Source organism: Staphylococcus sp. GDY8P198P, assembly GCF_017891615.1.
Classification (GTDB): domain Bacteria; phylum Bacillota; class Bacilli; order Staphylococcales; family Staphylococcaceae; genus Staphylococcus; species Staphylococcus cohnii.
The window spans coordinates 37,924-63,765 of the sequence record NZ_JAESJQ010000002.1 but is presented as its reverse complement, the minus strand read 5'-3'; the positions used below and the strand labels follow the sequence as shown (position 1 = coordinate 63,765).

Sequence of the window (25,842 nt, the reverse complement as noted above, 5' to 3'; positions counted from 1 at the left end):
AAATCTTTTTAATAAAATTAGGTTTCGTCGTCCCACTTTTTTAATATAGTTCAATATGTTGCAAAAGTTAATTCGGTATCTAAATGACCAAAAAGTGTATCTGTGGATAAAGCTTGTCCATTAATCCAATCTGCAAAGTTTATTTTGGTCGGATGATTATTTTCGCCGATTGCAATATGTGCAGTTAAACTTTGTGGTTCATACATGCTTGTATGTATCGTGCCTGACCAACTTTTAAATAATTTACTGTAAATTTTATATTGTGGATTATTAAACAGCTTGAAGGCCTCTGCTTTATTTAAGTGCTTTGGTTTATGCTTAATAAGCCGTTCTAAACGCGCTTCTGATTCTGCTGTATAATTTCTATTTTCATGTGTTAATAATTTAAAGTGATTCGTACAAGTTTGGTCATAACGCACATTAATCGAACGAGGTGTAACTTCAATGATTGCATGTTCTAGGTTTTTATCCATAACAATGTAACTAAACGAACTTCTATGTGGGATTTCTTTTAACAATTGAATTGCTTCTGGCACAGTTTTACAGTACTGCAAAATAATTCTGCCAATCATGTAACATACAAAACCATCACCAGGATGTTTACGATGCATGAAATTGTAGCCCATAGAAAGGCCGGCTTCGTTCATTCCGTCCATTCTTCCAGTTACGCGTGAAGTTGGGCCAATCTGTGCTAAACCACCATCATTTGGTTGAAATAATAAATATCGACCATCATAAGTGGCAGGATGATAATCGTAGTTGCGTACCATGTAATCATTACCTAAAAATACAGTACAGCCGCTATTTTTTAATGGTGTAAAACGATAATGTCCGAAGTTTAGTATCATTTGTTTGGTAGGAAGGTTTAAAACTTCTTGCATACCTTTTATTTCTTCCCAAATTTGTGGTGCGTACATTTGGAAAACATCATATGTTTCTTTAATGTTTATATCAAATCTAGGCATACGCTTTTTCCATTCTTTTTCTCTGTTTTTTAGCATTGGCGTTTGCTGCATCCATTGAGCAGTTTTGATGCCTAAATCAAAATGTGATCCTCGATGCGTTAAAATATCTGATTGTACTTTTTGCATAAAAAAACTCCTATGTTAAGTGTAACCTTACAATAATGTTATCTCATTGTAACGTCATGTTAATTGTATTACCGTGCTGTGGAAGTTATCATAAAATTAACTTTTAAAACTAAAGCTTAATTTAGTTGAATGAGGTGATGATTATGTTAAATTACTATGGACAATTAAGAGATGCTCTGTCAACTTGGTGGGGTAATTAATATCTAATAATTATTTTATAGTAGTATCATGTTTACTTCAAATGGTTATTAATATTCCAATTCTTTTCAAACTATTTAGTATATAATAGTTATTTAGTATATTTATAATGTAATTTTATATTATGAATGCTAAGAATAATTTATTTGAAAAAGGGTATATATTTATTGATGTCTTTAAGTATGCTATCATAAATGTTAGACATGTTAATAAATTATTGAGGTGAAACAGAATGTGGAATTTTATTAAAGGTTTATTTAAATTTGTATTCGGTACAATTCTTACTGTATCGTTAGCAGCAGGAATAGGTGCTGTTGTATTTGCTTATATTTTCAAAAAAGACTTTGAAGATATCGAAAATAAAACAAAAGAAATCGTTTCAGACATCGAATCTAATAATTAATTACTGATAGAACACTTTTAAGTGTTCTATTTTTTTTAGCCTCCGTACATCTGCAGAATGAAGATGGTACGGAGGCTTATGCAGTCGAAAGACTGCGAACCTAAAACGAGAGTGCTGCAGAATGCAGATGATACGGAGGCTTATGCAGTCGAAAGACTGAGAATTAAGTGTATCCAATAATTGACTTTTAATTCGACTTTGGTTGGTGCTTTAGATTTATGTTTGTGATATCAAAAAGCGATAATTTTATTGTGTTTGAAGTAGCAAGTGGATATCCTTCCAAATACATATTAAGCATATCAATATTCTTAATTTCCAATGTGATATATTCTAACCAACCATTCTTATAGTATTCGATATTCACTGGTGTATTCGCATGTAGTGCTTGATGTAGTTGAATATTGAGTTCATTTAATTGATCGTCTGATAAAATAGGACGGTCAATTTTATTTTGATCAATGATATGTTGTTGTACTGCCTCAAATTGTTCGGGTAACGTTGCAAAAGGCGCCCATTTAACCAAACCACGCCCTTGTGGAATATTAGGATTTAATTTTTCTCTAGGTATTTTTCTGTAATCTGTTTCTTTATTATTATATTTACTTGAAAGCATCCAATCACCTCAACTTAATAATAGAACACTTGTTCGTATTATTGCAAGTTATTTTTCAATATTTAATAAAACATTGATTCCAATGTCTGAAAACTCAGTTATCTTATAAAAGAAAGTAGATAATAATTAAAATGAAAGTTAGAAAATGATAAGTTTAATTAAGATAAGTCAGTTCAATAAAAGTAAAATATATTTATGTCATGCAAGTTTCAATAGGATTATTTATAAACGGCGTATTAACGCTAAAACCATTATATTGTCATTTAGTATTAATATTTATTAAAATGAAAGTATCATAATATGGAGGGGTTTACATGACTACAGTAGGATATATCGGTTCATATACGAAAAAAGAGGGAAAGGGCATTTACCGTTTTGAATTAGATGAACAAACAGGAACGGTTGTCGAGGTAGAAACGGGTTATGAATTAGAAGCATCAACATACGTGAATCAGCATCATTCATTTTTATATGCTGTCACACGTGAAGGTGAAGACTGCGGTATCGCAAGTTTTAAAATAGAAAAAGATAGCAAACTTAGCCTTATTAATAAATGTTTAGCTTCAACAAAAGGTAGCGGATGTTATGTTTCAGTTTCACCAGATGGAAAATATATCTTTGAGGCAGTTTATGGTGCAGGACTGGCTCGTATTTATGAAGCGAATCCGACTACTGGTGAAGTTATTCGTTTAATCCAAGAGTTAACACATGACTATCCAACAGGCCCATTAGAAAGACAAGAGCAACCTCATGTCCATTACCTTGGTATAACGCCAGATGAAAAATATGTGGTAGCCATGGATTTAGGGACTGACAAGATTGTGACATATGAATTTGGAGATAATGGCTACAGTGAATATGCTGTATATGATTTTGAGCCCGGAGATGGGCCACGACATATTTCATTCCATGAAAATGGCAAAATTGCTTATGTTGTACATGAATTATCAAATATTGTAAGTGTTATGGCATATGAAAATGGTGAGTTCTCAGAAATTGAACGCCATGCAACAATACCCGAAAATTTTGAAGGTGCAACAAAATTAGCTGCAGTAAGATTATCTCATGATCAAAAATTCCTATATATCAGCAATAGAGGACATGATAGTATAGCTATATTTAAAGTTGGAGACAATGGATCAACAATTTCACTTGTAGATATAGTAGCGAGCGGCGGAGCATTTCCACGTGATTTTAATATTCCTGAATCAGATGATTTCTTAGTTTGCGCTCACCAAGAAGGTAATTATGAAGTAGTTGTATTTAAGCGAGATAAAGTTACTGGGAAATTAGAGAAATCAGATGAATCACAAAATGCGCCAGAAGGTGTTTGTGTTCAGTTCTTAAAATAAAAACAAACGATAAGAAGCCCGAAAACTATATTAAGTTTTCGGGCTTTAATATATCAAAATACTATTTGTTGAAAAATGCTTTAATATATTTAAATTTTCCTTTATAAGGAGGGAACAATAGGCTTGATTCAAGCCTTGTAGATTTGAAAATATAAGATTTATCATGGCTAAAAGTATCAAATGAGTATTTTCCATGATATTTTCCTATACCGGAAGCACCAACACCGCCAAAAGGTAAGTTAGGATTTGCTAAATGCATAAGGGTATCATTGATTGCACCGCCACCAAATGATAATTCATTTAATATTCTCTCTGAACTGTTTTCATCTTCACTAAATAAATAAAGACTTAGTGGTTTAGGTTTAGTACGTATTAAATCAATTGCTTCGTCAAAATCATCATAAGCTATAATAGGTAAAATTGGGCCAAAAATTTCATTTTCCATAATTTTTGAATCGAAAGTAGTACCTTCTAAAATCGTAGGTGCAATAAAATTTTCATTAATGTCAGTTTGACCACCGAAAGTAATTTCAGGGTAATGGATATTTAATAATTCGTTTAAACGATGATAATGTTTTTGGTTTACAATTCGCCCATAGTCTGGACTATCTTGAATATTTGTGCCATAAAATTCAGTGATTGTCTTTTTTAATGCACTGATAAGTTCATCTTTAACTTTACGGTTTACAAGTAAGTAATCCGGTGCAACACAAGTTTGCCCAGCATTTGTAAACTTACCAAAACAAATACGTTCACTTGCAACTTTAATATTTGCACTCTCATCAATGATTGCAGGTGACTTTCCACCAAGCTCTAAAGTTACTGGTGTTAAGTTTTTACTTGCTGCGCCATAAACAACGCGTCCAACCTGTTCACTACCTGTAAAGAAAATATAATCAAAAGGAAATTGAAGTAAAGTTTGAGTTGTATCAGCATTTCCTTGAATGATATTAATATATTCAGGATCAAATGCATCGGCAATAATTTGTTGTATGACACCAGATACATTTGGTGTGAACTCAGAAGGCTTTAGTATCACAGTGTTCCCCGCAGCAATTGCACCAATCAATGGTTCTATTAGTAATTGGAACGGATAGTTAAAAGGTCCAATAATGAGTACTGTGCCATAAGGTTCTTTCATAATGTAGCTTTTAGTAGGGAACATAAATAATGGTGTGTTTACTTGTTTGGTTTTCGCCCAATTTTTAAGTTCTTTACGAGCTGATTTAATATTTTTTAATGTAAAGCCAATCTCAGTTGCATAGGCTTCTACTTTATTTTTACCTAAATCTTCTTGAAAAGCTTCAAGTAATTCACTTTCATAGTTTTTAATACTCTTACTTAATTGCTTGAGTTGCTTTTTTCTGAATTTAAGTGATTTGGTTTCATGAGTATTAAAATATTGTTTACTATTGTGGAAAGATTGTTCTATTGAATTCAAATATTATTCCTCCTAGTATATTGATGATTTAGATAGTTTAAAATGATGGATAAAAAACTGGAACATAATTATTATTATGTTCCAGTTTTTCTATATAGTAAACTATTTAAGTTTTTACTATTACAACGTTATATATTGATAAAGTATGAAATTAACTTAAAGCTTCTGTAATTTGTGGTACCACTTGTTTTTTACGAGATACAACACCTGGTAAAAATGCAGTGTTGTTGTCTAGTCGAACATTGAATGCATTGCCTACTTTATCTTTTTCGGCACCAACGACTAAAATCTTAGAGTCACTGTTGATGATATCAGTTACAAGCAATACAAATAAATCATATTTTTCATTTGTACTTACTTCTAACATTTCTTTTTCTAACTCTTCTTGACGTTGGAATACTTCATCAATATCTACAGTATTAACTTGGCCAATACGTGTAATATAGTCACCCATATTAAATGATTTCGCATCCATATTTAACAGTTCAGATGCAGTTTTATCAGTTGTAGACGCACCTGCTTTTAACATTTCTAGACCATAGGATTCTAAGTCAATGTCTGCAATTGATTTTAAAGCTTCAGCAGCGTCAATATCTTGTTGTGTACAAGTTGGTGATTTAAATAGTAGGCTATCTGAAATGATAGCAGAAATCATTAAACCAGCAATTTCAGGTTTGATTTCAAATCCGCGTTCTTTGTACATTTTGTATAAGATTGTTGCAGTACAACCTACTGGCTCTGCACGATAATACAATGGTGCTGCAGTTTCAAAGTTTGAAATTCTATGATGATCAACGACATGTTGAATTGATGACTTGTCAATCGTATCAGCACTTTGTTGGAATTCATTATGGTCAACTAAAATAACATTTTGATTATTTAAATCATCGCTAAGTAATTCTGGTGTTTCCACATTAAAATGATCTAATGCATATTGAGTTTCAGGTCCTACTTCACCTAAACGATAAGGTGTTGCGTCTGTATTTCCTGTTTGTTGTTCAAAGTCTGCCATAATAATAGCTGATGAAATTGCATCTGTATCTGGATTTTTATGACCGAAAATATAAGTTTTTGCCATGTTTTAATTCTCCTTAATTTTATATTTAATTTTATTTTATCATGATTTTCTATTGTTATTCTACTTCAGCACCTAATGAATTTTTAAAATGATCTAATGCCCATTGATGTCCTGTTGGATTAAATGAAGCAACACCCTTATGGGAAATTGAAATAGCATATCCCAAATTGTAGGCAGTGATAGCAGTGTGAAGCACGCAAATGTCTGTACATACCCCGACAATTTCTAAATGCGTAATGTTGCGTTCGCGTAACATAATGTCTAAAGGCGTACCACAAAATGAATCATAACGCGTTTTATCTAAATAATGAACATGATCATTAAATAAGATATTTTGATAAATATCATTTACTTTACCGTAGAGTTCTCTTCCAGTGGTGTCTATTATATTATGAGGTGGGAAAAGTTTGTTTTCTGGATGATAACTATTTTCTTCATAATGTAAATCCATAAGAAAAAAGATATTAGCCTGTTTTTTATTATATACTTCAATTCTTTCAACAATATAATTTTCAATTTGTTGCCCAAGAAGGCCACAAGTTAATTTGCCATTATCAGCAACAAAATCATTTGAATAGTCAACAATAATAAGCGCACTATTTTTCATCTAATGTAACACTCCCAAAATTAAGATTATAGTTATTATATACTAAGTACATAAATCATTAAAGGAGCATTTAAAGCGTTTAAAAACTAAATATTAGTTTATTATAAAGTATTAAGTAAGGAGGAAGAGTTGCTAATGATCATTAACGCAATGCACTTTGGATTAAAAGGTAAGCATAAATGGGCAGATACACGTGCGATTCAAAAAGCATTGAAATATGCTAGAAATCACAAAAACACAACAATTTATATTCCTAACGGAGAGTATCATATTCATAGGCCGTTGGTAATATATGACTCAACTACTTTGATATTGGATGATGAAGCAGTATTAAAAAGAGTAGGTAAAGATACTTTATTAAAAAACGGTAGATGGTTGAAATCTTATTATGGATACGAAGGTAATGGTGCAATCTGTATTGCTGGTGGCACACTGGATATGAATGGTTATGACTATCCGTATAACAATACAGCAATGTGCATGGGTCATGCTCAAAATATTCAAATTTTAGACGTAACATTTAAAGATGTTGTTGGAGGTCATGCCATAGATGCATGTGGCATCAATGGATTATATATCAATGGCTGCCAATTTTTAGGATTTAAAGATGACAAAGGGGAAAGATTGTTTTCAGAAGCGGTACAAATTGATATACAAGTAAAAGGCGCATTTCCAAAATTCGGTGCAACGGATGGTACGATAACTAAAAATGTAGTGATTGAAAATTGTTATTTTGGAAATTCGAAAACACCTACAATGGGCGCGTGGAATAGAGCGATAGGATCTCACGCGAGTAGATTTAATCAATTTTATGAAAACATACATATTCGTTTTAATACGTTTGAAGGAATAAATCAATATGCACTGACACCTTTAAAATCAAAAGATACTTTTATTCACGATAATATATTCAAAAATTGTGGGGGCGGTATTCGGTTTTTAGCAGTGAAAGATGGTAAAAATGCGCAAGACCTTACCGGTAAGGTAAGAACAACTCAATCTGGAAGTAATTTATATATTTACCAGAATCATTTTATTGGTCATATGTCTAAAGATGCAATTCGAGTGCAAAGTTACCATAACGTAAAACACAAGAATATATTTATTGCACAGAATTATTTTGATAATAAACATCAAAGACTTTATTTAAAAGATATAGAAAATTTGTATCTATCAGATGAAAAAAATATAAACATTAAAAAAATAAACATAAAATAATGATTCTTTATTTTAGTAGTTCTGAATTAAAACACAATATAAAACATATTGTAATTTAATTGAAATTATATTATCTTAAAGAGTAATAATGTAAGAAAATTCAGAAAACAACTAAAATCGGGGGGAACATTATGAATAACATGAACAAAGGGGAATTTAGACGTTCACATTATTTAACATTTTTTTCTGAAAAAAATAAATCTTATAATGCAGGACAGCTGACAGGATTGATTTTAGGGCCACTATTATTTATTTTGACATTGTTAACTTTTCAACCTGAAAATTTATCTTATAAAGGTGTTTTTGTGTTAGCAATTACAATTTGGATAGCTATTTGGTGGATTACTGAAGCAATACCAATTGCAGCAACTAGTTTATTACCATTAATTTTATTGCCTATTGGTCATGTACTTAGCCCGGAAGAAGTATCTGCTCAGTATGGTAATGATATTATCTTCCTATTTTTAGGTGGATTCATACTAGCTATAGCTATGGAAAGATGGAATTTACATACACGTGTAGCATTAACAATTATCAGTATTTTAGGTACAAGTACTGGAAAAATTTTATTAGGTTTTATGATTGCGACAGGGTTTTTATCTATGTTTGTTTCGAACACTGCAGCTGTGATGATTATGATACCGATAGGTTTAGCAATTATTAAAGAAGCAAATGATTTAAAAGGGGAAGAAATGAATGCTACAAGCATCAATAAATTTGAACAATCATTAGTATTAGCTATCGGATATGCAGGAACAATTGGTGGATTAGGAACTTTGATTGGAACGCCACCACTTATTATTCTAAAAGGGCAATATCAATCAGCATTTGGTGAAGAAATCAGCTTTGCCAAATGGATGGTTGTTGGCGTGCCAACGGTCATTGTGCTATTGATTTTAGTATGGTTATATTTGCGTTATGTTGCATTTAAACATGATATGAAGGAACTGCCAGGCGGTCAAAATTTAATTAGAAAAAAATTAGATGAATTAGGCAAGATGAAATATGAAGAAAAAGTAGTACAAGTAATTTTTATATTGGCAAGTTTATTATGGATTAGTAGAGAATTCTTATTGAAAAATTGGTCGTTCACCTCAGAAGTTGCCGACGGTACGATTGCAATGTTTATAGCTGTATTATTATTCTTAATTCCTGCTAAAAATAAAGCGCAACATACACGTATTATTGATTGGAATGTTGCCAAGGACTTGCCATGGGGCGTGCTCATTTTGTTTGGTGGAGGTTTAGCACTTGCTAAAGGTATTTCAGAGAGCGGTTTAGCCACATGGCTAGGGGAACAATTAAAGTTAATCGAAGGTGTCAGTCCATTAATTATCGTCCTTGTCATTACAATATTTGTGTTATTCTTAACAGAAATAACTTCGAATACAGCTACTGCGACTATGATTTTACCTATTCTTGCTACACTTTCTGTTGCAGTTAATGTACATCCACTACTACTTATGGTGCCGGCTGCTATGGCTGCCAATTGTGCTTATATGTTACCGGTTGGTACACCGCCAAATGCTATTGTATTTGGTACTGGAAAAATTAGTATTAAAAAAATGGCATCAGTTGGATTTTGGGTCAATTTGTTGAGTATTATTGTCATTGTGTTAGTGGTTTATTTCTTAGTACCACCAGTATTAGGTATAGATGTTACCAAGCCTTTACCATTAAAATAACTAAAAGCGTCATAGAGCCTGAGGCATATAAAATGTCTCAGGCTCTATTATTGAAATATATAAGATGATAAGTTTTCGAGTTGGAATTTCAGTAAGTTTTACTTTATTAATTAATCGTGATTTAACTTATTGAAAGACCCAATGACTGTAACTTGAAAATCTAAAGTGTTCAAGATTTTAATGACTTTAGATAATTCTTCCGTCAATCCAGTGTCTGCTTGGACGAAAAAGTGATACATACCTAATTGTGTTTTTAAAGGTCTAGACTCAATCCAAGATAAGTTGATGTTAAAAAGTACAAAGGTATTTAGAATACTTGCTAGTAAACCTGGTTTATCAAATTGCGGTGTGATGAGTAACATTGTATCGCTTGCATTGTCCAAATGTTGCGGCTGGTTACTTACGACTAAAAAACGAGTAACATTGTGAGGGAAATCTTGAATGTTTTGTTCTATAGGTTGGAAACCATAAGTTTCCCCACTACCTAAAGGTGCGATTGCGCCAACTTGGTTAGTTATTTTTTCTAAACTTTGTATTGTGCTATCTACATAATCATATGTGAAGTTATGCTGTTGTATATATTTACTCGTTTGACTAATTGCTGGGCTTATTGAATAAACTTTTGATATATCATTTACTGTAGCATTTTCAGGGCCATATAAAGCAAATTGTATATCTAAATGAATTTCTCCCTGAGCATAAATGTTCTGTTGAGTTAAGGCATCGGCAACAATATTGATTGTACCTTCTATTGAATTTTCGATAGGCACAACAGCAATGCTTTGATCATCTTCTGAGACAGCAGTAACTACTTCATACAAATTAGATTTAGATATATAGTCAAACTCAGACTCTGATTGATATTGTTTTGCCGCTAAATATGAAAATGTTCCTTTTGGACCTAAATAATATAATTTCATTTGACGTTACCCCTTAAATATATGTGTTAATTTTAAAAATTAATGGAAAGGACACCCAGAAGCAGATGATTGCTTTTTATAATAGAAATTTGGTTCTCTCATCTCGTTTTTATATCCATGATGGTAATTAGATACTAGCGTTGGAGATAAAGAGGGTGCTAACCAAGACCATTTACCAGTTACATCTCTTCCATTCTTGCGTTCATTTTTTTCAAATCTTTCAAATTGTTTTGACGCGGTTAAATGATCAACCATTGACACGCCCTCATTTTTAAATGAATGATATACTGCATAATTCAATTCAACTAATGTTCTATCTTTATTAAAAGAATTATTCTTTAGTGTATCAAATTCAAAAGCTTCTGCAACGGTTTCTAGTAAATTATAGCGATATGAATCCGTAAAATTACGCACAGCAATTTCATTTACCATATACCAACCATTGAATGGTGCGGTTGGATATGTGATTCCACCAATTTTCAAGTCCATGCTAGATATAATTGGTACGGCATACCATTTTAATCCAAGCTTTGCTAATTTTGGAAAACGGTCATGTGTAATGGGTACTTCCTTAATTAATTCAGGTTGATAATTATGAAATTTTAATGTTTCCCCAGGAATTTTATAAATTAAAGGTAAAATATCAAAATCAGTATGATTGCTTGTCCACCCTAAATGTTCTGCTAATTGAGTGATTTTTATTTCAGCAGGGTCGCCAACATCTTCATATCCAGCATATCTGATGAGTTGATTATTAAATATTTTTGGTGGGTTTTGAGCGGCAAAAATAGTGATACATGGTTTGATTTTTCCATCATTTGTTGCAAATTGAATATGATTTTCTATTGCGTCTATAAATTCGTGTTCTGACTGAATATGTCTTGCATCTTTGACAGTTAAAGCATCCCAGAATGCACGACCTATACAACGATTTGAATTTCTCCATGCCATCTTAGCACCATATACAAGTTCTTCATTAGTATGTTCATACGTACCTGTTAAGTTGATTTGTGTTTCTATCTGATTTAGTCGTTTTAATATAATATTTTCATTATAATTTAATTCTTTATACATTGTTTGAATAAATGATTTAGCTTCATTTAACATATAAAACACCTCGCACATATTATACGGCATTTTTTCTATTTTTAATGCTTAACTGTGTAATTGTCATGATTTTGTCGCTACTATTTTGAATTTACTACTAACTAAATAATTAATAAATAACAAAATTATATTTAATAATGTGCTGAGTTATAATTGAAGTAATATAGATAAATTTGTTTCAGATATAAACGTTTAATTTTTTGTGTTAAACTAATGAAAAAGCCGATAGGAGAGATAGCGGTGTACCAATTTGAGGATGATACTTTAGTATTACATAATGATTTATATCAAATAAATATGGCGGAGAGTTATTGGAATGATGGTATTCATGAGAGATACGCTGTATTTGATTTATATTTTAGAAATATGCCCTTCAACAGTGGTTATGCAGTGTTTAATGGATTAAAAAGAGTTATAGCTTATATTAATAACTTTCATTTTTCAGAATCGGATATTAAATATTTAAAATCTATTGGTTATCAAGAAGACTTTTTGGAATATTTAAAAGATATGAAATTTACTGGTAATATTCGTTCTATGCAAGAAGGAGAATTATGCTTTGGTAATGAACCTTTATTAAGAGTTGAAGCACCACTCATCCAAGCGCAATTAATTGAAACGATGTTGTTAAATATCGTGAATTTTCACACGTTAATTACTACGAAAGCAAGTAGAATAAAACAAGTAGCGCCCAATGACACATTAATGGAATTTGGAACAAGACGTGCACAAGAAGCGGATGCTGCTTTGTGGGGTGCAAGAGCAGCATATATTGGTGGATTTGATTCAACTAGTAATGTGCGTGCAGGAAAACTTTTTGGTATACCAGTATCAGGGACACATGCGCATGCAATGGTTCAAACATATGGTGATGAATATATTGCATTTAAAAAATATGCAGAACGTCATAAAGATTGCGTGTTCTTAGTTGATACTTTTCATACCTTGAAATCTGGTGTGCCAACAGCGATTAAAGTGGCTAAAGAACTTGGTGATGAAATTAACTTTATTGGTATACGTTTAGATTCTGGTGATATTGCTTATTTATCAAAAGAAGCACGTCGCATGTTAGATGAGGCTGGGTTCACTAAGACTAAAATTATTGCATCAAATGACTTAGATGAGCAAACAATTACAAGTTTGAAATCGCAAGGTGCAAAGGTCGATTCATGGGGAGTTGGTACTAAATTAATTACTGGTTACGACCAGCCAGCCTTAGGTGCTGTATATAAACTTGTGGCAGTTGAAGATGCTTCAGGGAATTATGTAGACCGAATAAAGTTATCTAACAATGCAGAAAAAGTAACAACACCAGGTAAGAAAAATGTGTATCGCATTATTAATAAGAAAACCAACAAAGCTGAGGGTGACTACATAACGTTAGCGCATGAAGATCCTTATGATGAGTCGCCACTTAAATTATTCCATCCTGTTCATACGTATAAGATGAAATTTATAAAGTCTTTTATAGCTAAACCATTACATCATGATATTTTTAAAGCTGGTGAACTCGTTTATGATTTACCGAGCGAAAAGGAAGCACAAAACTATTTGACGGAAAGTCTTTCATATTTATGGGATGAAAACAAACGTCACCTTAATCCACAAGAGTATCCGGTTGATTTAAGTACAGAATGTTGGGAAAATAAACACAAACGTATATTTGAAGTGGCAGAACATGTGAAGGAGATGGAAGAAGAAAATGAATGAAATTCAAGATATTATCGTTAGAGAAATGAAAGTCAAACCCAACATTGATAGCAAATTAGAAACACGTAATATTGTTCAATTTATAAAAAATTACATCCAATCTCATTCATTTATCAAATCCTTGGTTTTAGGCATTTCAGGAGGACAAGATTCGACTTTAGCTGGTAAGCTGTGTCAAATTGCAGTAAATGAATTAAAGGAAAAGGATATTGATTGTCAATTTATTGCGGTTAAACTACCATATGGCGAACAAAAAGATGCAGATGAAGTTGAAGATGCTTTGAAGTTTATACAACCAGATCGAACAATTACGGTTAACATTAAACCTGCTGTAGATCAAAGTGTACAATCGTTAAAAGAAGCTGGAATTACGCTGACTGATTTCCAAAAAGGGAATGAAAAAGCACGTGAGCGTATGAAAGTACAATTTTCGATTGCATCAAATAAGCAAGGTATCGTAGTGGGAACCGATCACTCAGCGGAAAACTTAACAGGATTTTTTACAAAATATGGTGATGGTGCAGCGGATATTGCCCCGTTATTTGGTCTGGATAAACGTCAAGGACGACAAATCTTAGCGTATTTAGATGCACCAGCACATTTATATGAAAAAATACCAACGGCTGACTTAGAAGAAGATAAACCACAGCTACCAGACGAAGAAGCACTTGGTGTTAGTTATGCTCAAATAGATGATTATTTAGAAGGTAAACAAGTGCCAAAAGAAGCAAAAGCTATAATAGAAAATCATTATATTAAAAATGCACATAAAAGAGAATTAGCTTACACAAGATATACATGGCCAAAGAATCAAACAGATTTCGAATGATTTTAGTGACAAAATAATAAGTTACTGATAAAATAATTTGGATTTAATGAGAAAGAAAGGAAAATGAACATGTCAGTAATCACATCTAATCCATGGTTAATGGTTTTAGCTATTTTTATTATTAATGTTGCTTACGTAACTTGTTTGACAATAAGAACGATATTAACACTCAAGGGTTATCGTTATGTTGCAGCAGTTGTAAGTTTCTTAGAGGTTTTAGTATATGTAATTGGTTTGGGAATGGTGATGTCTAGTTTAGACCAAATTCAAAATGTCTTTGCATATGCTTTTGGATTTTCAATCGGTATTATTGTAGGCATGAAAATTGAAGAGAAATTAGCACTTGGCTATACAGTTGTGAATGTTACTTCATCTGAATATGAATTAGATTTACCAAAGCAATTAAGAGATTTAGGTTATGGCGTTACGCATAATACTGCTTATGGTAGAGATGGTACGAGGTTAATTTTACAAATATTAACACCAAGACGCTTTGAATTAAAATTAATAGAAACAATTAAGCAAATTGATGAAAAAGCGTTTATCATTGCATACGAACCAAGAACAATTCACGGTGGTTTTTGGGTTAAAGGTGTGCGCAGTAAGAAACTTAAACAATATGATCCAGATAAAGTGGAAAGTATATGAAAAAGCAGCAAAAGTTTAAAGTAGAAGAAAACGAAACGGTACAAGATTGTTTGCAACGTATGCGAGATGCTGGATATATGCCTATTAAACGCTTTGAAAAGCCGATTTATAAAGAAAATAAAGATGGTGAATACGAAGTATATAGACAAGAAATTCAATTTGTTGGTAAATTAATAGAATAATTGTTCCAAAATAGCTAAGAAATCAGATATGAATTAGTGCTAGATATATAAGTGTAATCGTTGACAGAGATAAAAAATCTCAGGTCAACGATTTTTTTAATCATGTTGTTCCATTTTGATATAGATTGATAAATTTTTTGAGTAGAATAAGGTTTTTCTGCACGCCTTTTGATAAAACGTGTTAAAATTTCTGTAAGAAGATAGAAAAGACTTATACATTTATGGTCAATTCTGTTAAACTAATAATGACAAGATTAAACACGAACTTTAACCGTATTTTTTGAATAAATGTACATGTTTTTGGAGTTTGTGGACTAAAACTTACGCAAGATAGGAGCTTATTTCAATGATAGAACGTTATTCTAGAGAAGAAATGTCTAATATTTGGACGGATCAAAATCGCTATGAAGCTTGGTTAGAAGTAGAAATACTGGCATGTGAAGCTTGGAGTAAATTAGGTGATATACCTGCTGAAGATGTATTGAAAATTCGCCAGAATGCAAAGGTTGATGTTAACCGAGCAAAAGAAATTGAAGAAGAAACACGACACGATGTCGTTGCATTTACAAGACAAGTATCAGAGACATTAGGTGAAGAGCGTAAATGGGTTCACTACGGTTTAACATCAACTGATGTAGTTGACACTGCATTAAGTTATGTTATTAAACAAGCAAACGATATTATTGAAAAAGATTTAGAAAGATTTATTGATGTTTTAGCCCAAAAAGCTAAAAATTATAAGTATACTTTAATGATGGGGCGCACACACGGTGTACATGCGGAACCTACAACATTTGGTGTTAAGATGGCATTATGGTATACAGAAATGAAACGTAATTTAGAGCGTTTTAAACGTGTGAGAAAAGAAATAGAAGTCGGTAAAATGAGTGGTGCAGTAGGTACCTTTGCGAACATCCCACCCGAAATTGAAGCGCATGTTTGTGAAAATTTAGGTTTGGATGCAGCAGCTGTTTCTACTCAGACATTACAACGTGATCGTCATGCATATTATATAGCTACCTTAGCGTTGATTAGCACTTCTATGGAAAAATTTGCAGTGGAAATACGTAATTTACAAAAAACTGAAACAAGAGAAGTAGAAGAAGCTTTTGCTAAAGGTCAAAAAGGTTCGTCAGCAATGCCACATAAACGTAATCCAATTGGTTCAGAAAATATCACTGGTATTGCGCGTGTTATCAGAGGATATATTACGACAGCATATGAAAATGTAGCTTTATGGCATGAGAGAGATATTTCGCATTCATCTGCAGAAAGAATCATGCTACCAGATGTAACGATAGCTTTAGATTACGGATTAAACAGATTTACAAATATTGTAGAAAGACTTACTGTATTTGAAGATAATATGTTAGCAAATATCGATAAAACATTTGGTCTTATTTATTCACAACGCGTATTACTAGCGCTGATAAATAAAGGTTTAGCACGCGAAGCGGCATACGATAAAGTACAGCCAAAAGCGATGACATCTTGGGAAACAAAAACACCGTTTAGAACGTTAATTGAACAAGATACAACTATTACAGATTTATTAAGCACTGAAGAATTAGACGAATGCTTTAATCCAAAACATCATTTAAACCAAGTTGATACGATTTTTAGCCGTGCAGGATTAGAATAATTGAAATTTACTGATGAAATCGTTACACTTTAATGTATTAGCACGTTGAATTAAGATTAAAATGAAAGTACAGGGGTTGTTTTTAATGCAAATAGAAAAATTAAGAGGAAAAGCATTAGATGAATTATTTGATGCAATTCTTACATTAGAAAACAGAGAAGAATGTTACCAATTCTTTGACGATTTATGTACAGTTAATGAAATCCAGTCGTTATCTCAACGATTGCAAGTCGCAAAAATGATTAAGCAAGGTTATACTTATGCGACGATTGAACAAGAGTCCGGTGCTTCAACTGCAACAATTTCTCGTGTTAAAAGATCTTTACAATGGGGAAATGATGCTTACACAATCATTCTAGACCGCATGAATATTGAAACGACCGATTAATTAACAATTCTATATACTATAGCGAAGTGTAATTTTAATGATTTCATTTGAAAAGCTGTTAGCAAAGAAACCTTCTTTGCTGACAGTTTTTTTGTTGTTAATTTAAAGTGTATTGATAAAATAGAAATAAGGCTTTAAATTTTTTGAATATATTTAGCGAGAAACATGATTAACTTATGATTTATTTGTCATGTTAAAATACATTATAAAATCCTATATCGTTTTAGAACTCAGTGGTTAAAAATGATATAATCAAAAGTATGCTAAAAAAAGGAGTAACATATCATGTATGACATTAAAAAGTGGAAACATATTTTCAAATTAGATCCTGCCAAGTCTATTTCTGATGAAGATTTAGATGCAATATGTATGTCTCAAACCGATGCAATTATGATCGGTGGAACAGATGATGTTACTGAAGATAATGTTATTCAATTGATGAGTAGGGTGAGGAGATATCCTTTACCTCTAGTTTTTGAAATTTCCAATATAGAAAGTGTTATGCCTGGATTTGACTTTTATTTCGTACCGACTGTATTGAATAGTACAAATGTAAAATATCATAACGGCATACTTTTAGAAGCATTGAAATCTTTTGGACACGTCATTGATTTTGAAGAGGTTGTTTTTGAAGGATATGTTGTCATGAATCCTGAAAGCAAAGTAGCACAAGTTACACAAGCTGAAACAAATTTAACAGATGAAGATATTGAAGCATATGCTCAAATGGTTAATGAAATGTATAAATTACCAGTCATGTACCTTGAATATAGTGGTACATATGGAGATGTTGAAAAGGTTAAGACAGCTGCAAATATGTTAAGTGATACACAACTATTTTATGGTGGTGGCATTAGTAATCAAGAAGAAGCTGAAGAAATGGCTTCGATTGCTGATACGATTATCGTTGGTGATATCGTTTATAAAGATATTAAAAGCGCATTAAAAACAGTTAAGATAAAGGAGTCACATAAATGAATGCATTAGTAAATAAGATGAATGATGAACAAAGCTTAGCAGTACGCACTACAGAAGGGCCATTACTTATTATGGCGGGTGCAGGTTCAGGCAAAACACGTGTTTTAACTCATCGTATAGCTTACTTGCTTGATGAAAAAGACGTATCTCCATACAACATTCTAGCGATTACTTTTACAAACAAGGCAGCAAAAGAAATGAAAGCACGTGTGGAAGCTTTAGTCGGTGAACCAGCTCAAGTTATATGGATGTCAACGTTCCACTCAATGTGTGTAAGAATACTGAGAAGAGATGCAGATAGAATTGGCATTGAACGTAATTTTACTATTATTGACCCAACCGATCAAAAATCAGTTATCAAAGATGTATTGAAGAATGAAAATATAGATAGTAAAAAGTTCGAACCGAGAATGTTTATAGGTGCTATAAGTAATTTAAAAAACGAATTGAAAACGCCAGAAGATGCTCAAAAAGAAGCTGACACTTATCATGAGCAAATGATTGCTACAGTATATAAAGGATATCAAAGACAGTTATCAAGAAACGAAGCATTGGATTTTGATGATTTAATCATGGTTACAATTCGATTATTTGAACGTGTGCCAGATGTTTTAGAATTTTATCAAAATAAATTCCAATACATACACGTCGACGAGTACCAAGACACAAACAAAGCACAATATACATTAGTTAATCTTTTAGCGTCTAAATTTAAAAACTTATGCGTAGTTGGAGATTCTGATCAATCTATTTATGGTTGGCGTGGCGCTGATATTCAGAACATACTTTCCTTTGAAGAAGATTATCCTGAAGCTAAAACGATATTTTTAGAACAAAATTATCGTTCAACTAAAAATATATTAAATGCAGCTAATGAAGTAATCAAAAATAATTCAGAGCGTAAACCTAAAGGATTATGGACAGGTAATACATCCGGAGATAAAATTCACTACTACGAAGCTACTACCGAGCGAGATGAAGCTGAATATGTAGTCAAAGAAATTATGAAACAACAACGCAACGGAAAAAAATTCAAAGATATGGCTATCTTGTATCGTACTAATGCACAATCTCGTGTGTTAGAAGAGACATTTATGAAATCTAATATGCCTTACACAATGGTCGGTGGTCAAAAATTCTATGACCGAAAAGAAATTAAAGACCTACTTAGTTATTTGAGAATAATAGCCAATAGTAATGATGATATAAGTTTACGCCGTGTAATAAATGTGCCAAAACGCGGTGTTGGACCTTCGACAGTAGATAAAATTCAGGCCTATGCTGCTCAAAACGATATAAGTATGTTTGACGCGCTAGCAGAAGTGGATTTTATAGGCTTATCTAAAAAAGTTACGCAAGCATGTATTACTTTTTATGACATGATACAGAACTTAATTAAACAACAGGAATTTTTAGAGATTACTGAAATTGTTGAAGAGGTATTAGTTAAATCAGGTTATCGTGAGATGTTGGAACGAGAACAAACATTAGAATCAAGAAGTAGATTAGAAAATATAGATGAATTTATGTCAGTGCCTAAAGATTACGAAGAGAATACCCCATTAGAAGAACAGTCATTAATCAACTTTTTGACAGACTTATCTTTAGTTGCAGATATAGATGAAGCGCAAATAGATGATGGTATAACGTTGATGACAATGCACTCAGCAAAAGGACTAGAGTTTCCTATTGTATTTATAATGGGGATGGAAGAATCATTATTCCCACATATAAGAGCAATAAAAAGTGATGATGATCATGAAATGCAAGAAGAAAGAAGAATTTGTTATGTTGCGATTACACGTGCTGAAGAAACGTTATATTTAACGCATGCAACTTCAAGAATGCTTTTTGGAAGACCACAGTCCAATATGGCTTCAAGGTTCTTGAAAGAAATACCTGAAGATTTATTAGAAAACGAAAATAAAGCACGAGCTACGGCACAAGGAAATCGATTTAAATCTGCAACCAAACAACCTGAAAAAAGAGGTTATAGTAAACGTGTTACTTCTTCTGAAAAAGCACAACAATCAACGGATTGGCATGTTGGTGACAAAGTTATTCATAAATCATGGGGTGAAGGCATGGTGAGCAATGTTAATGAAAAAAATGGTTCAGTTGAACTAGATATTATCTTTAAATCTGAAGGACCTAAACGTTTGCTTGCTCAATTTGCACCTATTGAAAAGAAAGGGGAATAAAGCGTGGCTGACTTACAATCGCGTGTCGATGCATTACATCAATTGCTAAATCAATATAGCTATGAATATTATGTACAAGATAATCCTTCAGTACCAGATAGTGAATATGATAAACTTTTGCACGAATTGATAGATATTGAGGCAAACTATCCAGAGTATCAAACAGTTGATTCACCTACAGTAAGGGTAGGTGGCTCAGCTCAATCAACGTTTGAAAAGGTAAATCATGATACACCGATGCTGAGTTTAGGAAATGCTTTTAATGAAGAAGATTTAAGAAAATTTGATCAACGTATACGTGAGCAAATTGATCAAGTTGAATATATGTGCGAGTTGAAAATAGATGGTTTGGCTGTGTCTCTCAAGTACGAAAATGGTAGGTTCGTACAAGGTTTGACACGTGGTGATGGTACTACAGGCGAAGATATTACCGAAAACTTAAGAACGATACATGCGATACCATTAAAGATTAATGAAGCCAGAACATTTGAAGTTCGCGGTGAAGCATATATGCCTAGAAAATCATTCTTTGATTTAAACGAAGCCAAAGCACAAAATGACGAACAACCATTTGCTAATCCAAGAAATGCAGCTGCTGGTTCACTGCGCCAATTAGATTCCAAACTTGCAGCAAAGAGAAAACTAAGTGTTTTCCTATATAGTGTGAATGACTTTACACAATTTAATGCTCATACACAAAGTGAAGCTTTAGATGAATTAGATAAATTAGGTTTTAAAACAAATAAAGAACGAGAACGTGCTCAAACTATAGAAGAAGTATTCGACTATATTGAAAAATGGACGGAAGCGCGGGAACAGTTGCCATATGATATTGATGGCATTGTTATTAAAGTGAATGATTTAGATCAACAAGATGAGCTTGGCTATACACAAAAATCTCCGCGTTGGGCAATTGCATATAAGTTCCCTGCTGAAGAAGTCATGACAGATTTATTAGATATTGAACTTAGTATTGGTAGAACAGGCGTCGTTACACCTACGGCCATACTTGAGCCAGTAAAAGTAGCGGGAACGACAGTTTCTAGAGCTTCTTTACATAATGAAGATTTAATTCATGAAAAGGATATCCGAATTGGCGATAGTGTAGTAATTAAAAAGGCTGGCGATATCATACCAGAAGTTATAAAAAGCGTTTTAGATCGTCGACCGGAAAATGCTGAAGTTTATCACATGCCAACACATTGTCCTAGTTGTGATCATGAACTAGTTAGAATAGAAGGGGAAGTAGCATTAAGATGCATCAATCCAAAATGCCAAGCACAACTCGTTGAAGGTATGATTCATTTTGTATCACGACAAGCAATGAATATAGATGGTTTAGGTACTAAAATTATTCAACAACTTTATGAAAATGAAAAAATAAAAGATGTTGCTGATATATTTTACTTAACTAAAGACGATTTGCTACCATTAGAGAGAATGGGTGAGAAGAAAGTCAACAATCTATTAAATGCGATTGAACATTCTAAAACAAACTCATTGGAACATTTACTATTTGGTTTAGGAATCAGACACCTAGGGGTCAAAGCGAGCCAAGTCATTGCTGAAAAATATGGAACGATGGATCATTTATTTGATGTTACTGAAGAATCATTAATTGAAATTTATGATGTTGGTCAAAAATTAGCACAATCATTAGTCACTTATTTAGAAAATGAAGATATCCGTGCACTTATTAATAAATTAAAGGAAAAACATGTTAATATGACTTACAAAGGTGTCAAAACAACTGAGTTAGAAGGTCATCCAGAATTTATTAATAAGACCATTGTATTAACTGGTAAGTTATATCAAATGACAAGAAATGAAGCTTCAAAATGGTTAGAATTGCAAGGTGCTAAAGTTACAAATAGTGTTACTAAAAAGACAGATCTAGTAATTGCTGGAGAAGACGCTGGTTCAAAACTTACAAAAGCCGAAAAATTTGGCACAGAAGTTTGGACGGAGGATGACTTTGTCCAGAAACAAAAAGAAATAGAGGGATAGAGGAGATAATGCATGAAAAGAACGATTATACTATTCATCTCAGCAATTTTTCTATTATCAGCATGTGGAAATGATGATAATGAAAAAAGTAAAGAACAACCTGATGACAATAAACAGCAAGAAAAATCCGGTTCAGTAAAAGAAATCGCTACTGATAAACATGTTCAAGGTAATAATTATAGAACGATTTTACCATTTAAAGAAAGCCAAGCACGTGGTTTATTACAAGATAACATGGCAAATAGTTATAATGGGGAAGATTTCGAAAACGGCCTCTTAGAATTGAGTAAACAAGTTTTTCCAACTGACGATTATTTATATCAAGATGGTCAGTACTTAGATAAAGATACGATTAATGCTTATTTAGATCCAAAATATACTAAATCTGAAGTAGATGAGATGGATGAAGATGAACGAAAAGAAAAGAAAGCGAATGAGAATTTAGGTCTAAATCCATCTCATAATGGAGAAACAGATCCAGAAAAAATTGCTGAAGAATCACCTGCGTATCTTTCAAATATTTTAGAACAAGATTTTTATGCTAGTGGTGATACTAAAGGTAAGGAAATTAAAGGTATGACTATCGGACTAGCTATGAATAGTACATATTACTATCAAAAAGAAAAAGATGGCGAAACCTATAGTAAAAAATTAGATGACAAAGAAATTAAAAAACAAGGTAAGCAAATGGCAGGAGAAATTTTGTCGAGAGTCAGAGAAAATAAAGATTTGAAAGACATACCAATACACTTTGCAATTTATAAACAAACTGGTGAAAATTCAATTGTTCCAGGTGAATTTATTGCTGGTACGACAGTTGAAGACGGCAAGACGCGTATTAATGAATGGAAAGATATAAATCAAACTACAGCATTGTTACCTTCTGATGAAGCAGGGGAAATTGATGAAAATTTAAATAATAATTTTAAGCAATTTAATGATAATTTACAGACGTATTTTAACAACTTTACTCAAGCAGTGGGTACAGTTAAATTCGATAATAAAAAAGCAAAACAATTAACAGTTGATGTACCGATTGATTATTATGGTGAAGCAGAAACAATTGGTATCACACAATACATCACTGAACAAGCAGAGAAATACTTTGATGATATTGACGAATATGAAATTCGCATAAAAGATGGTAACAAAGCAAAAGCTTTAATCAGTAAAACTGAAGATGACAAAGATCCACAAGTTCATATTTATAAAAACAATAATTAGTATACGTTTTCTCGATAAAAGCCACTCTATGTAATCACGTTATGTGTTACAAGAGTGGCTTTTTAGTATCAATTTATAGTGAGAGCGTTGCGATTCGATTATTCTTTAACCATTTCTTTAACTTTATTTAAATCGTGCTCTACAAATTCACCAGGTTTTTTAGTAATTTTACTTACTAGATAAGTAACTATCACACTTGCTAGAAAACCAGGTATTATTTCATACATACCAAATATTTCATTTACTGATGCTAGCGGTTTAACCCAAGCAATCCACACAATAACGACTAAAGCTCCTGTAATCATACCACTCAGCGCGCCAGCGTGAGACAACCCTTTCCAGTATAGTGAGAAAATCACTAACGGGCTGAACGCTGCGCCAAATCCTGCCCAAGCATTACCGACAAGGTTTAAAATTGTATCATTTGGTGACCATGCAATCCAAATTGCAATAATTGCAACTAGTAAAACAGATAGTCGTCCAATCATTACAAACTCTTTTTCGTGAGTTTTTGCTTTCGCTTCACCACGAATAAGTTTATAAAAATCTTCAGTTAATGAACTAGAAGTCACTAATAACTGAGATGAAATTGTGCTCATAATAGCTGCCAAGATAGCTGCCAACAAGAAACCGCCTACAAGAGGGTGGAATAAAATTTGGCTCATAATGATAAAGAGTGTCTCTGGATCTTCCATTTTAATGTGGTATTGAGGTATAAATGCGATACCTGTTAGGCCTACAGCAACTGCGCCTAAGAGACCAATAACCATCCAGCTAATACCTAAACGTCTTGCTTTTGGTAAAAGTTTATGTGTTTTAATGGACATAAACCGAACAATAATATGTGGTTGACCAAAATACCCCAATCCCCAGGCAAATAATGAAATAATACCTAAAAACGTTGTCCCTTTAAACAAATCCATATTGGTAGGTTTCATAGCTGCTACTTCGCTAAAAGTATCCAAACCGTTGAGTTTTATAAGTGCTACAATAGGAACCATTACCATTGCGATTAACATAATTACACCTTGGAAGAAATCCGTAATGGATACAGCTAAATACCCACCAAAGAACGTATAAAAAATTACTATTGCTGCAACTATGATAAGTCCCCAATGATAGTTTAAACCAAAAGCACTTTCAAATAATTTTCCACCAGATACAAACCCAGAATGTGTATATAAAGTGAAAAACACAACAATAATTAGACCTGAAATTATTTTTATGTAATTTTTACGGTCATTGAGTCGATTTTTAAAAAAGTCTGGCAGGGTGATAGCGTCTCCTGCAATTTCAGTATAAATGCGGAGTCGAGGTGCAACTACAAAATAGTTAATATAAGCGCCGAGTGATAAACCGATTGTAATCCACATTGCTGATAAACCAGTGCTATACACAGATCCAGGGAGACCCATAATCATCCATCCACTCATATCGGATGCACCTGCTGATAAGGCAGTTACGTAAGGGCCAATACTTCTACCTCCCAGCATAAATTCACTTAAATTACCTGTTGATTGTTTGTAACCATAATAGCCAATAACTAATAAAATGATAAAATAAATGATAATCATAATATACGTTTGCCAAGTAACGTGAACTTGATTAGCTAAAGATGTACCTAGAATAAACATAATACTTCAACTCCCTTATCCCCAGAATATTAAATTGTGTTACATGAATTATTATACAATGTAATTTATAAATAGAGTAGATTTATTTTTATTTTTTTGAAATATTTAGCTCAATGACAAAAATGAAAGTGCTTACAAAACATAGAATGATATTACGCACTTTATAAAATTTATGATTTATTATGCAATAATTGTTATTAATACTATGAAAATTGTATATATTGTTTTTGAAACATATTTAAGTTACATAATTACAAATGTTTTACCAAACGGAACTTAATTAAAATATGGTTATTTATTGTTATTGTTGAAAAGTTTAGATTTTTGTTTGAAATTTTGATACAATTTTATAATGAATGAGTAAAAAGGAGGCTTTTATTTAATGGCTAAAGTTACACGTGAAGAGGTAGAGCATATTGCTAATTTAGCTAGACTTCAAATATCTGAAGAAGAAACAATTGAAATGCAAGATACATTAGAAAGTATTTTAAATTTTGCTAATCATATAGATACAGCAGACACTAGCTCAATTGAGCCAACTTATCACGTATTAGATTTACAAAACGTGTTAAGAGAAGATAAAGCAATCGAGGGCATTCCTCAAGAGCTTGCATTAAAAAATGCTAAAGAGACGGAAGATGGACAGTTCAAGGTACCATCTATCATGAATGAGGAGGACGCTTAAG

23 protein-coding genes are annotated in these 25,842 nt (G+C 32.5%); 15 read left to right on the top strand and 8 right to left on the bottom strand.

Translation table 11 applies throughout. The features are described 5' to 3' along the window. Positions 1-50: 50 nt before the first annotated feature. Complete coding sequence (locus KA824_RS02020) at positions 51-1,091, bottom strand: C45 family autoproteolytic acyltransferase/hydrolase (RefSeq protein ID WP_107385053.1); 1,041 nt, start codon at positions 1,089-1,091, stop codon at positions 51-53. Positions 1,092-1,521: 430 nt separating this feature from the next. Here KA824_RS02020 and KA824_RS02015 point away from each other — a divergent pair, with 430 nt between their 5' ends. Continuing rightward, positions 1,522-1,692, top strand: a complete 171-nt coding sequence (locus tag KA824_RS02015; protein WP_019469577.1) for a hypothetical protein — start codon at positions 1,522-1,524, stop codon at positions 1,690-1,692. 187 nt (positions 1,693-1,879) lie between these two features. On the opposite strand, the gene KA824_RS02010 is transcribed toward KA824_RS02015, so the two are convergent. Continuing rightward, complete coding sequence (locus tag KA824_RS02010; RefSeq protein WP_107385054.1) at positions 1,880-2,305, bottom strand: YolD-like family protein; 426 nt, start codon at positions 2,303-2,305, stop codon at positions 1,880-1,882. 314 nt (positions 2,306-2,619) lie between these two features. Between KA824_RS02010 and pglS the strand changes: the two genes are divergently transcribed. Next, a complete protein-coding gene (gene pglS, locus KA824_RS02005; RefSeq protein WP_107385055.1) occupies positions 2,620-3,657 on the top strand; it encodes a 6-phosphogluconolactonase in 1,038 nt (345 codons plus the stop codon). 61 nt (positions 3,658-3,718) lie between these two features. Here the strand turns inward: pglS and KA824_RS02000 are convergent, their stop codons facing one another. The 3 genes from KA824_RS02000 to KA824_RS01990 form a co-directional block, all read right to left on the bottom strand. After that, positions 3,719-5,098 carry an aldehyde dehydrogenase gene (locus KA824_RS02000; protein ID WP_107385056.1) on the bottom strand — a complete coding sequence of 460 codons (1,380 nt, stop codon included), beginning with the start codon at positions 5,096-5,098 and terminating at the stop codon, positions 3,719-3,721. A gap of 151 nt (positions 5,099-5,249) precedes the next feature. After that, the gene (locus KA824_RS01995) at positions 5,250-6,176 is read right to left on the bottom strand and encodes a manganese-dependent inorganic pyrophosphatase (RefSeq protein ID WP_064264578.1); all 927 of its coding nucleotides are present in this window, start codon (positions 6,174-6,176) and stop codon (positions 5,250-5,252) included. A gap of 55 nt (positions 6,177-6,231) precedes the next feature. Further along, the gene (locus KA824_RS01990) at positions 6,232-6,783 is read right to left on the bottom strand and encodes a cysteine hydrolase family protein (RefSeq protein WP_181187635.1); all 552 of its coding nucleotides are present in this window, start codon (positions 6,781-6,783) and stop codon (positions 6,232-6,234) included. A gap of 135 nt (positions 6,784-6,918) precedes the next feature. Between KA824_RS01990 and KA824_RS01985 the strand changes: the two genes are divergently transcribed. Both KA824_RS01985 and KA824_RS01980 read left to right on the top strand, forming a co-directional pair. Continuing rightward, positions 6,919-8,001 (top strand): glycosyl hydrolase family 28-related protein, encoded by a 1,083-nt coding sequence (locus tag KA824_RS01985; RefSeq protein ID WP_181187636.1) that lies wholly within the window; start codon positions 6,919-6,921, stop codon positions 7,999-8,001. A 131-nt stretch (positions 8,002-8,132) separates the two neighbouring features. Further along, positions 8,133-9,686, top strand: a complete 1,554-nt coding sequence (locus KA824_RS01980) for an SLC13 family permease (RefSeq protein ID WP_107385060.1) — start codon at positions 8,133-8,135, stop codon at positions 9,684-9,686. Positions 9,687-9,796: 110 nt separating this feature from the next. Here KA824_RS01980 and KA824_RS01975 read toward each other — a convergent pair whose 3' ends face one another. Together KA824_RS01975 and KA824_RS01970 are read right to left on the bottom strand one after the other, a co-directional pair. Continuing rightward, a complete protein-coding gene (locus KA824_RS01975; protein WP_040029803.1) occupies positions 9,797-10,606 on the bottom strand; it encodes a prephenate dehydratase in 810 nt (269 codons plus the stop codon). 39 nt (positions 10,607-10,645) lie between these two features. Then, complete coding sequence (locus tag KA824_RS01970; protein ID WP_107385059.1) at positions 10,646-11,713, bottom strand: nitric oxide synthase oxygenase; 1,068 nt, start codon at positions 11,711-11,713, stop codon at positions 10,646-10,648. A 240-nt stretch (positions 11,714-11,953) separates the two neighbouring features. Here KA824_RS01970 and KA824_RS01965 point away from each other — a divergent pair, with 240 nt between their 5' ends. The 10 genes from KA824_RS01965 to KA824_RS01920 all read left to right on the top strand — a co-directional run bounded on the left by KA824_RS01965 (position 11,954) and on the right by KA824_RS01920 (position 23,522). Beyond that, positions 11,954-13,423 carry a nicotinate phosphoribosyltransferase gene (locus KA824_RS01965; protein WP_107385058.1) on the top strand — a complete coding sequence of 490 codons (1,470 nt, stop codon included), beginning with the start codon at positions 11,954-11,956 and terminating at the stop codon, positions 13,421-13,423. Next, entirely contained in the window at positions 13,416-14,252 is an 837-nt protein-coding gene (nadE, locus tag KA824_RS01960) for an ammonia-dependent NAD(+) synthetase (RefSeq protein ID WP_064264234.1), read from the top strand. The genes KA824_RS01965 and nadE overlap by 8 nt, the downstream gene beginning before the upstream one ends. Before the next feature lie 69 nt (positions 14,253-14,321). After that, positions 14,322-14,900 carry a DUF2179 domain-containing protein gene (locus KA824_RS01955; protein WP_181187637.1) on the top strand — a complete coding sequence of 193 codons (579 nt, stop codon included), beginning with the start codon at positions 14,322-14,324 and terminating at the stop codon, positions 14,898-14,900. Continuing rightward, entirely contained in the window at positions 14,897-15,082 is a 186-nt protein-coding gene (locus tag KA824_RS01950) for an NETI motif-containing protein (RefSeq protein WP_064264236.1), read from the top strand. Before KA824_RS01955 ends, KA824_RS01950 begins: the two co-directional genes overlap by 4 nt. A gap of 346 nt (positions 15,083-15,428) precedes the next feature. Beyond that, a complete protein-coding gene (gene purB, locus KA824_RS01945; protein ID WP_064264238.1) occupies positions 15,429-16,724 on the top strand; it encodes an adenylosuccinate lyase in 1,296 nt (431 codons plus the stop codon). Between the two features lie 85 nt (positions 16,725-16,809). Beyond that, positions 16,810-17,112, top strand: coding sequence for a YerC/YecD family TrpR-related protein (locus tag KA824_RS01940; protein WP_181187638.1), 303 nt, complete (start codon positions 16,810-16,812; stop codon positions 17,110-17,112). A 285-nt stretch (positions 17,113-17,397) separates the two neighbouring features. Further along, complete coding sequence (pcrB, locus tag KA824_RS01935; protein WP_064264242.1) at positions 17,398-18,090, top strand: heptaprenylglyceryl phosphate synthase; 693 nt, start codon at positions 17,398-17,400, stop codon at positions 18,088-18,090. Then, entirely contained in the window at positions 18,087-20,291 is a 2,205-nt protein-coding gene (gene pcrA, locus KA824_RS01930) for a DNA helicase PcrA (RefSeq protein WP_107384519.1), read from the top strand. Before pcrB ends, pcrA begins: the two co-directional genes overlap by 4 nt. Before the next feature lie 3 nt (positions 20,292-20,294). Beyond that, positions 20,295-22,298, top strand: a complete 2,004-nt coding sequence (ligA, locus tag KA824_RS01925) for an NAD-dependent DNA ligase LigA (protein WP_064264246.1) — start codon at positions 20,295-20,297, stop codon at positions 22,296-22,298. Between the two features lie 12 nt (positions 22,299-22,310). Next, positions 22,311-23,522: a CamS family sex pheromone protein gene (locus KA824_RS01920; RefSeq protein ID WP_064264248.1), complete on the top strand. Its 1,212-nt coding sequence runs from the start codon at positions 22,311-22,313 to the stop codon at positions 23,520-23,522. Between the two features lie 98 nt (positions 23,523-23,620). On the opposite strand, the gene putP is transcribed toward KA824_RS01920, so the two are convergent. Further along, a complete protein-coding gene (putP, locus tag KA824_RS01915) occupies positions 23,621-25,156 on the bottom strand; it encodes a sodium/proline symporter PutP (protein WP_064264250.1) in 1,536 nt (511 codons plus the stop codon). Positions 25,157-25,538: 382 nt separating this feature from the next. Between putP and gatC the strand changes: the two genes are divergently transcribed. Then, on the top strand, positions 25,539-25,841 hold the full coding sequence (gene gatC, locus KA824_RS01910; RefSeq protein ID WP_019469599.1) for an Asp-tRNA(Asn)/Glu-tRNA(Gln) amidotransferase subunit GatC: 303 nt from the start codon (positions 25,539-25,541) through the stop codon (positions 25,839-25,841). Position 25,842: the final 1 nt, after the last annotated feature.

Bases quoted from the DNA above. Each gene is read 5' to 3' on its own strand.
- purB (WP_064264238.1), top strand. From the start codon at position 15,429: ATGATAGAACGTTATTCTAGAGAAGAAATGTCTAATATTTGGACGGAT.
- KA824_RS01990 (WP_181187635.1), bottom strand. From the start codon at position 6,783: ATGAAAAATAGTGCGCTTATTATTGTTGACTATTCAAATGATTTTGTT.
- KA824_RS01955 (WP_181187637.1), top strand. From the start codon at position 14,322: ATGTCAGTAATCACATCTAATCCATGGTTAATGGTTTTAGCTATTTTT.
- pglS (WP_107385055.1), top strand. From the start codon at position 2,620: ATGACTACAGTAGGATATATCGGTTCATATACGAAAAAAGAGGGAAAG.
- KA824_RS01970 (WP_107385059.1), bottom strand. From the start codon at position 11,713: ATGTTAAATGAAGCTAAATCATTTATTCAAACAATGTATAAAGAATTA.
- KA824_RS02010 (WP_107385054.1), bottom strand. From the start codon at position 2,305: ATGCTTTCAAGTAAATATAATAATAAAGAAACAGATTACAGAAAAATA.
- KA824_RS01980 (WP_107385060.1), top strand. From the start codon at position 8,133: ATGAATAACATGAACAAAGGGGAATTTAGACGTTCACATTATTTAACA.
- KA824_RS01975 (WP_040029803.1), bottom strand. From the start codon at position 10,606: ATGAAATTATATTATTTAGGTCCAAAAGGAACATTTTCATATTTAGCG.
- pcrA (WP_107384519.1), top strand. From the start codon at position 18,087: ATGAATGCATTAGTAAATAAGATGAATGATGAACAAAGCTTAGCAGTA.
- pcrB (WP_064264242.1), top strand. From the start codon at position 17,398: ATGTATGACATTAAAAAGTGGAAACATATTTTCAAATTAGATCCTGCC.
- KA824_RS02020 (WP_107385053.1), bottom strand. From the start codon at position 1,091: ATGCAAAAAGTACAATCAGATATTTTAACGCATCGAGGATCACATTTT.
- KA824_RS01985 (WP_181187636.1), top strand. From the start codon at position 6,919: ATGATCATTAACGCAATGCACTTTGGATTAAAAGGTAAGCATAAATGG.
- KA824_RS01920 (WP_064264248.1), top strand. From the start codon at position 22,311: ATGAAAAGAACGATTATACTATTCATCTCAGCAATTTTTCTATTATCA.
- KA824_RS01950 (WP_064264236.1), top strand. From the start codon at position 14,897: ATGAAAAAGCAGCAAAAGTTTAAAGTAGAAGAAAACGAAACGGTACAA.
- gatC (WP_019469599.1), top strand. From the start codon at position 25,539: ATGGCTAAAGTTACACGTGAAGAGGTAGAGCATATTGCTAATTTAGCT.
- putP (WP_064264250.1), bottom strand. From the start codon at position 25,156: ATGTTTATTCTAGGTACATCTTTAGCTAATCAAGTTCACGTTACTTGG.
- KA824_RS02015 (WP_019469577.1), top strand. From the start codon at position 1,522: ATGTGGAATTTTATTAAAGGTTTATTTAAATTTGTATTCGGTACAATT.
- KA824_RS01940 (WP_181187638.1), top strand. From the start codon at position 16,810: ATGCAAATAGAAAAATTAAGAGGAAAAGCATTAGATGAATTATTTGAT.
- KA824_RS01995 (WP_064264578.1), bottom strand. From the start codon at position 6,176: ATGGCAAAAACTTATATTTTCGGTCATAAAAATCCAGATACAGATGCA.
- nadE (WP_064264234.1), top strand. From the start codon at position 13,416: ATGAATGAAATTCAAGATATTATCGTTAGAGAAATGAAAGTCAAACCC.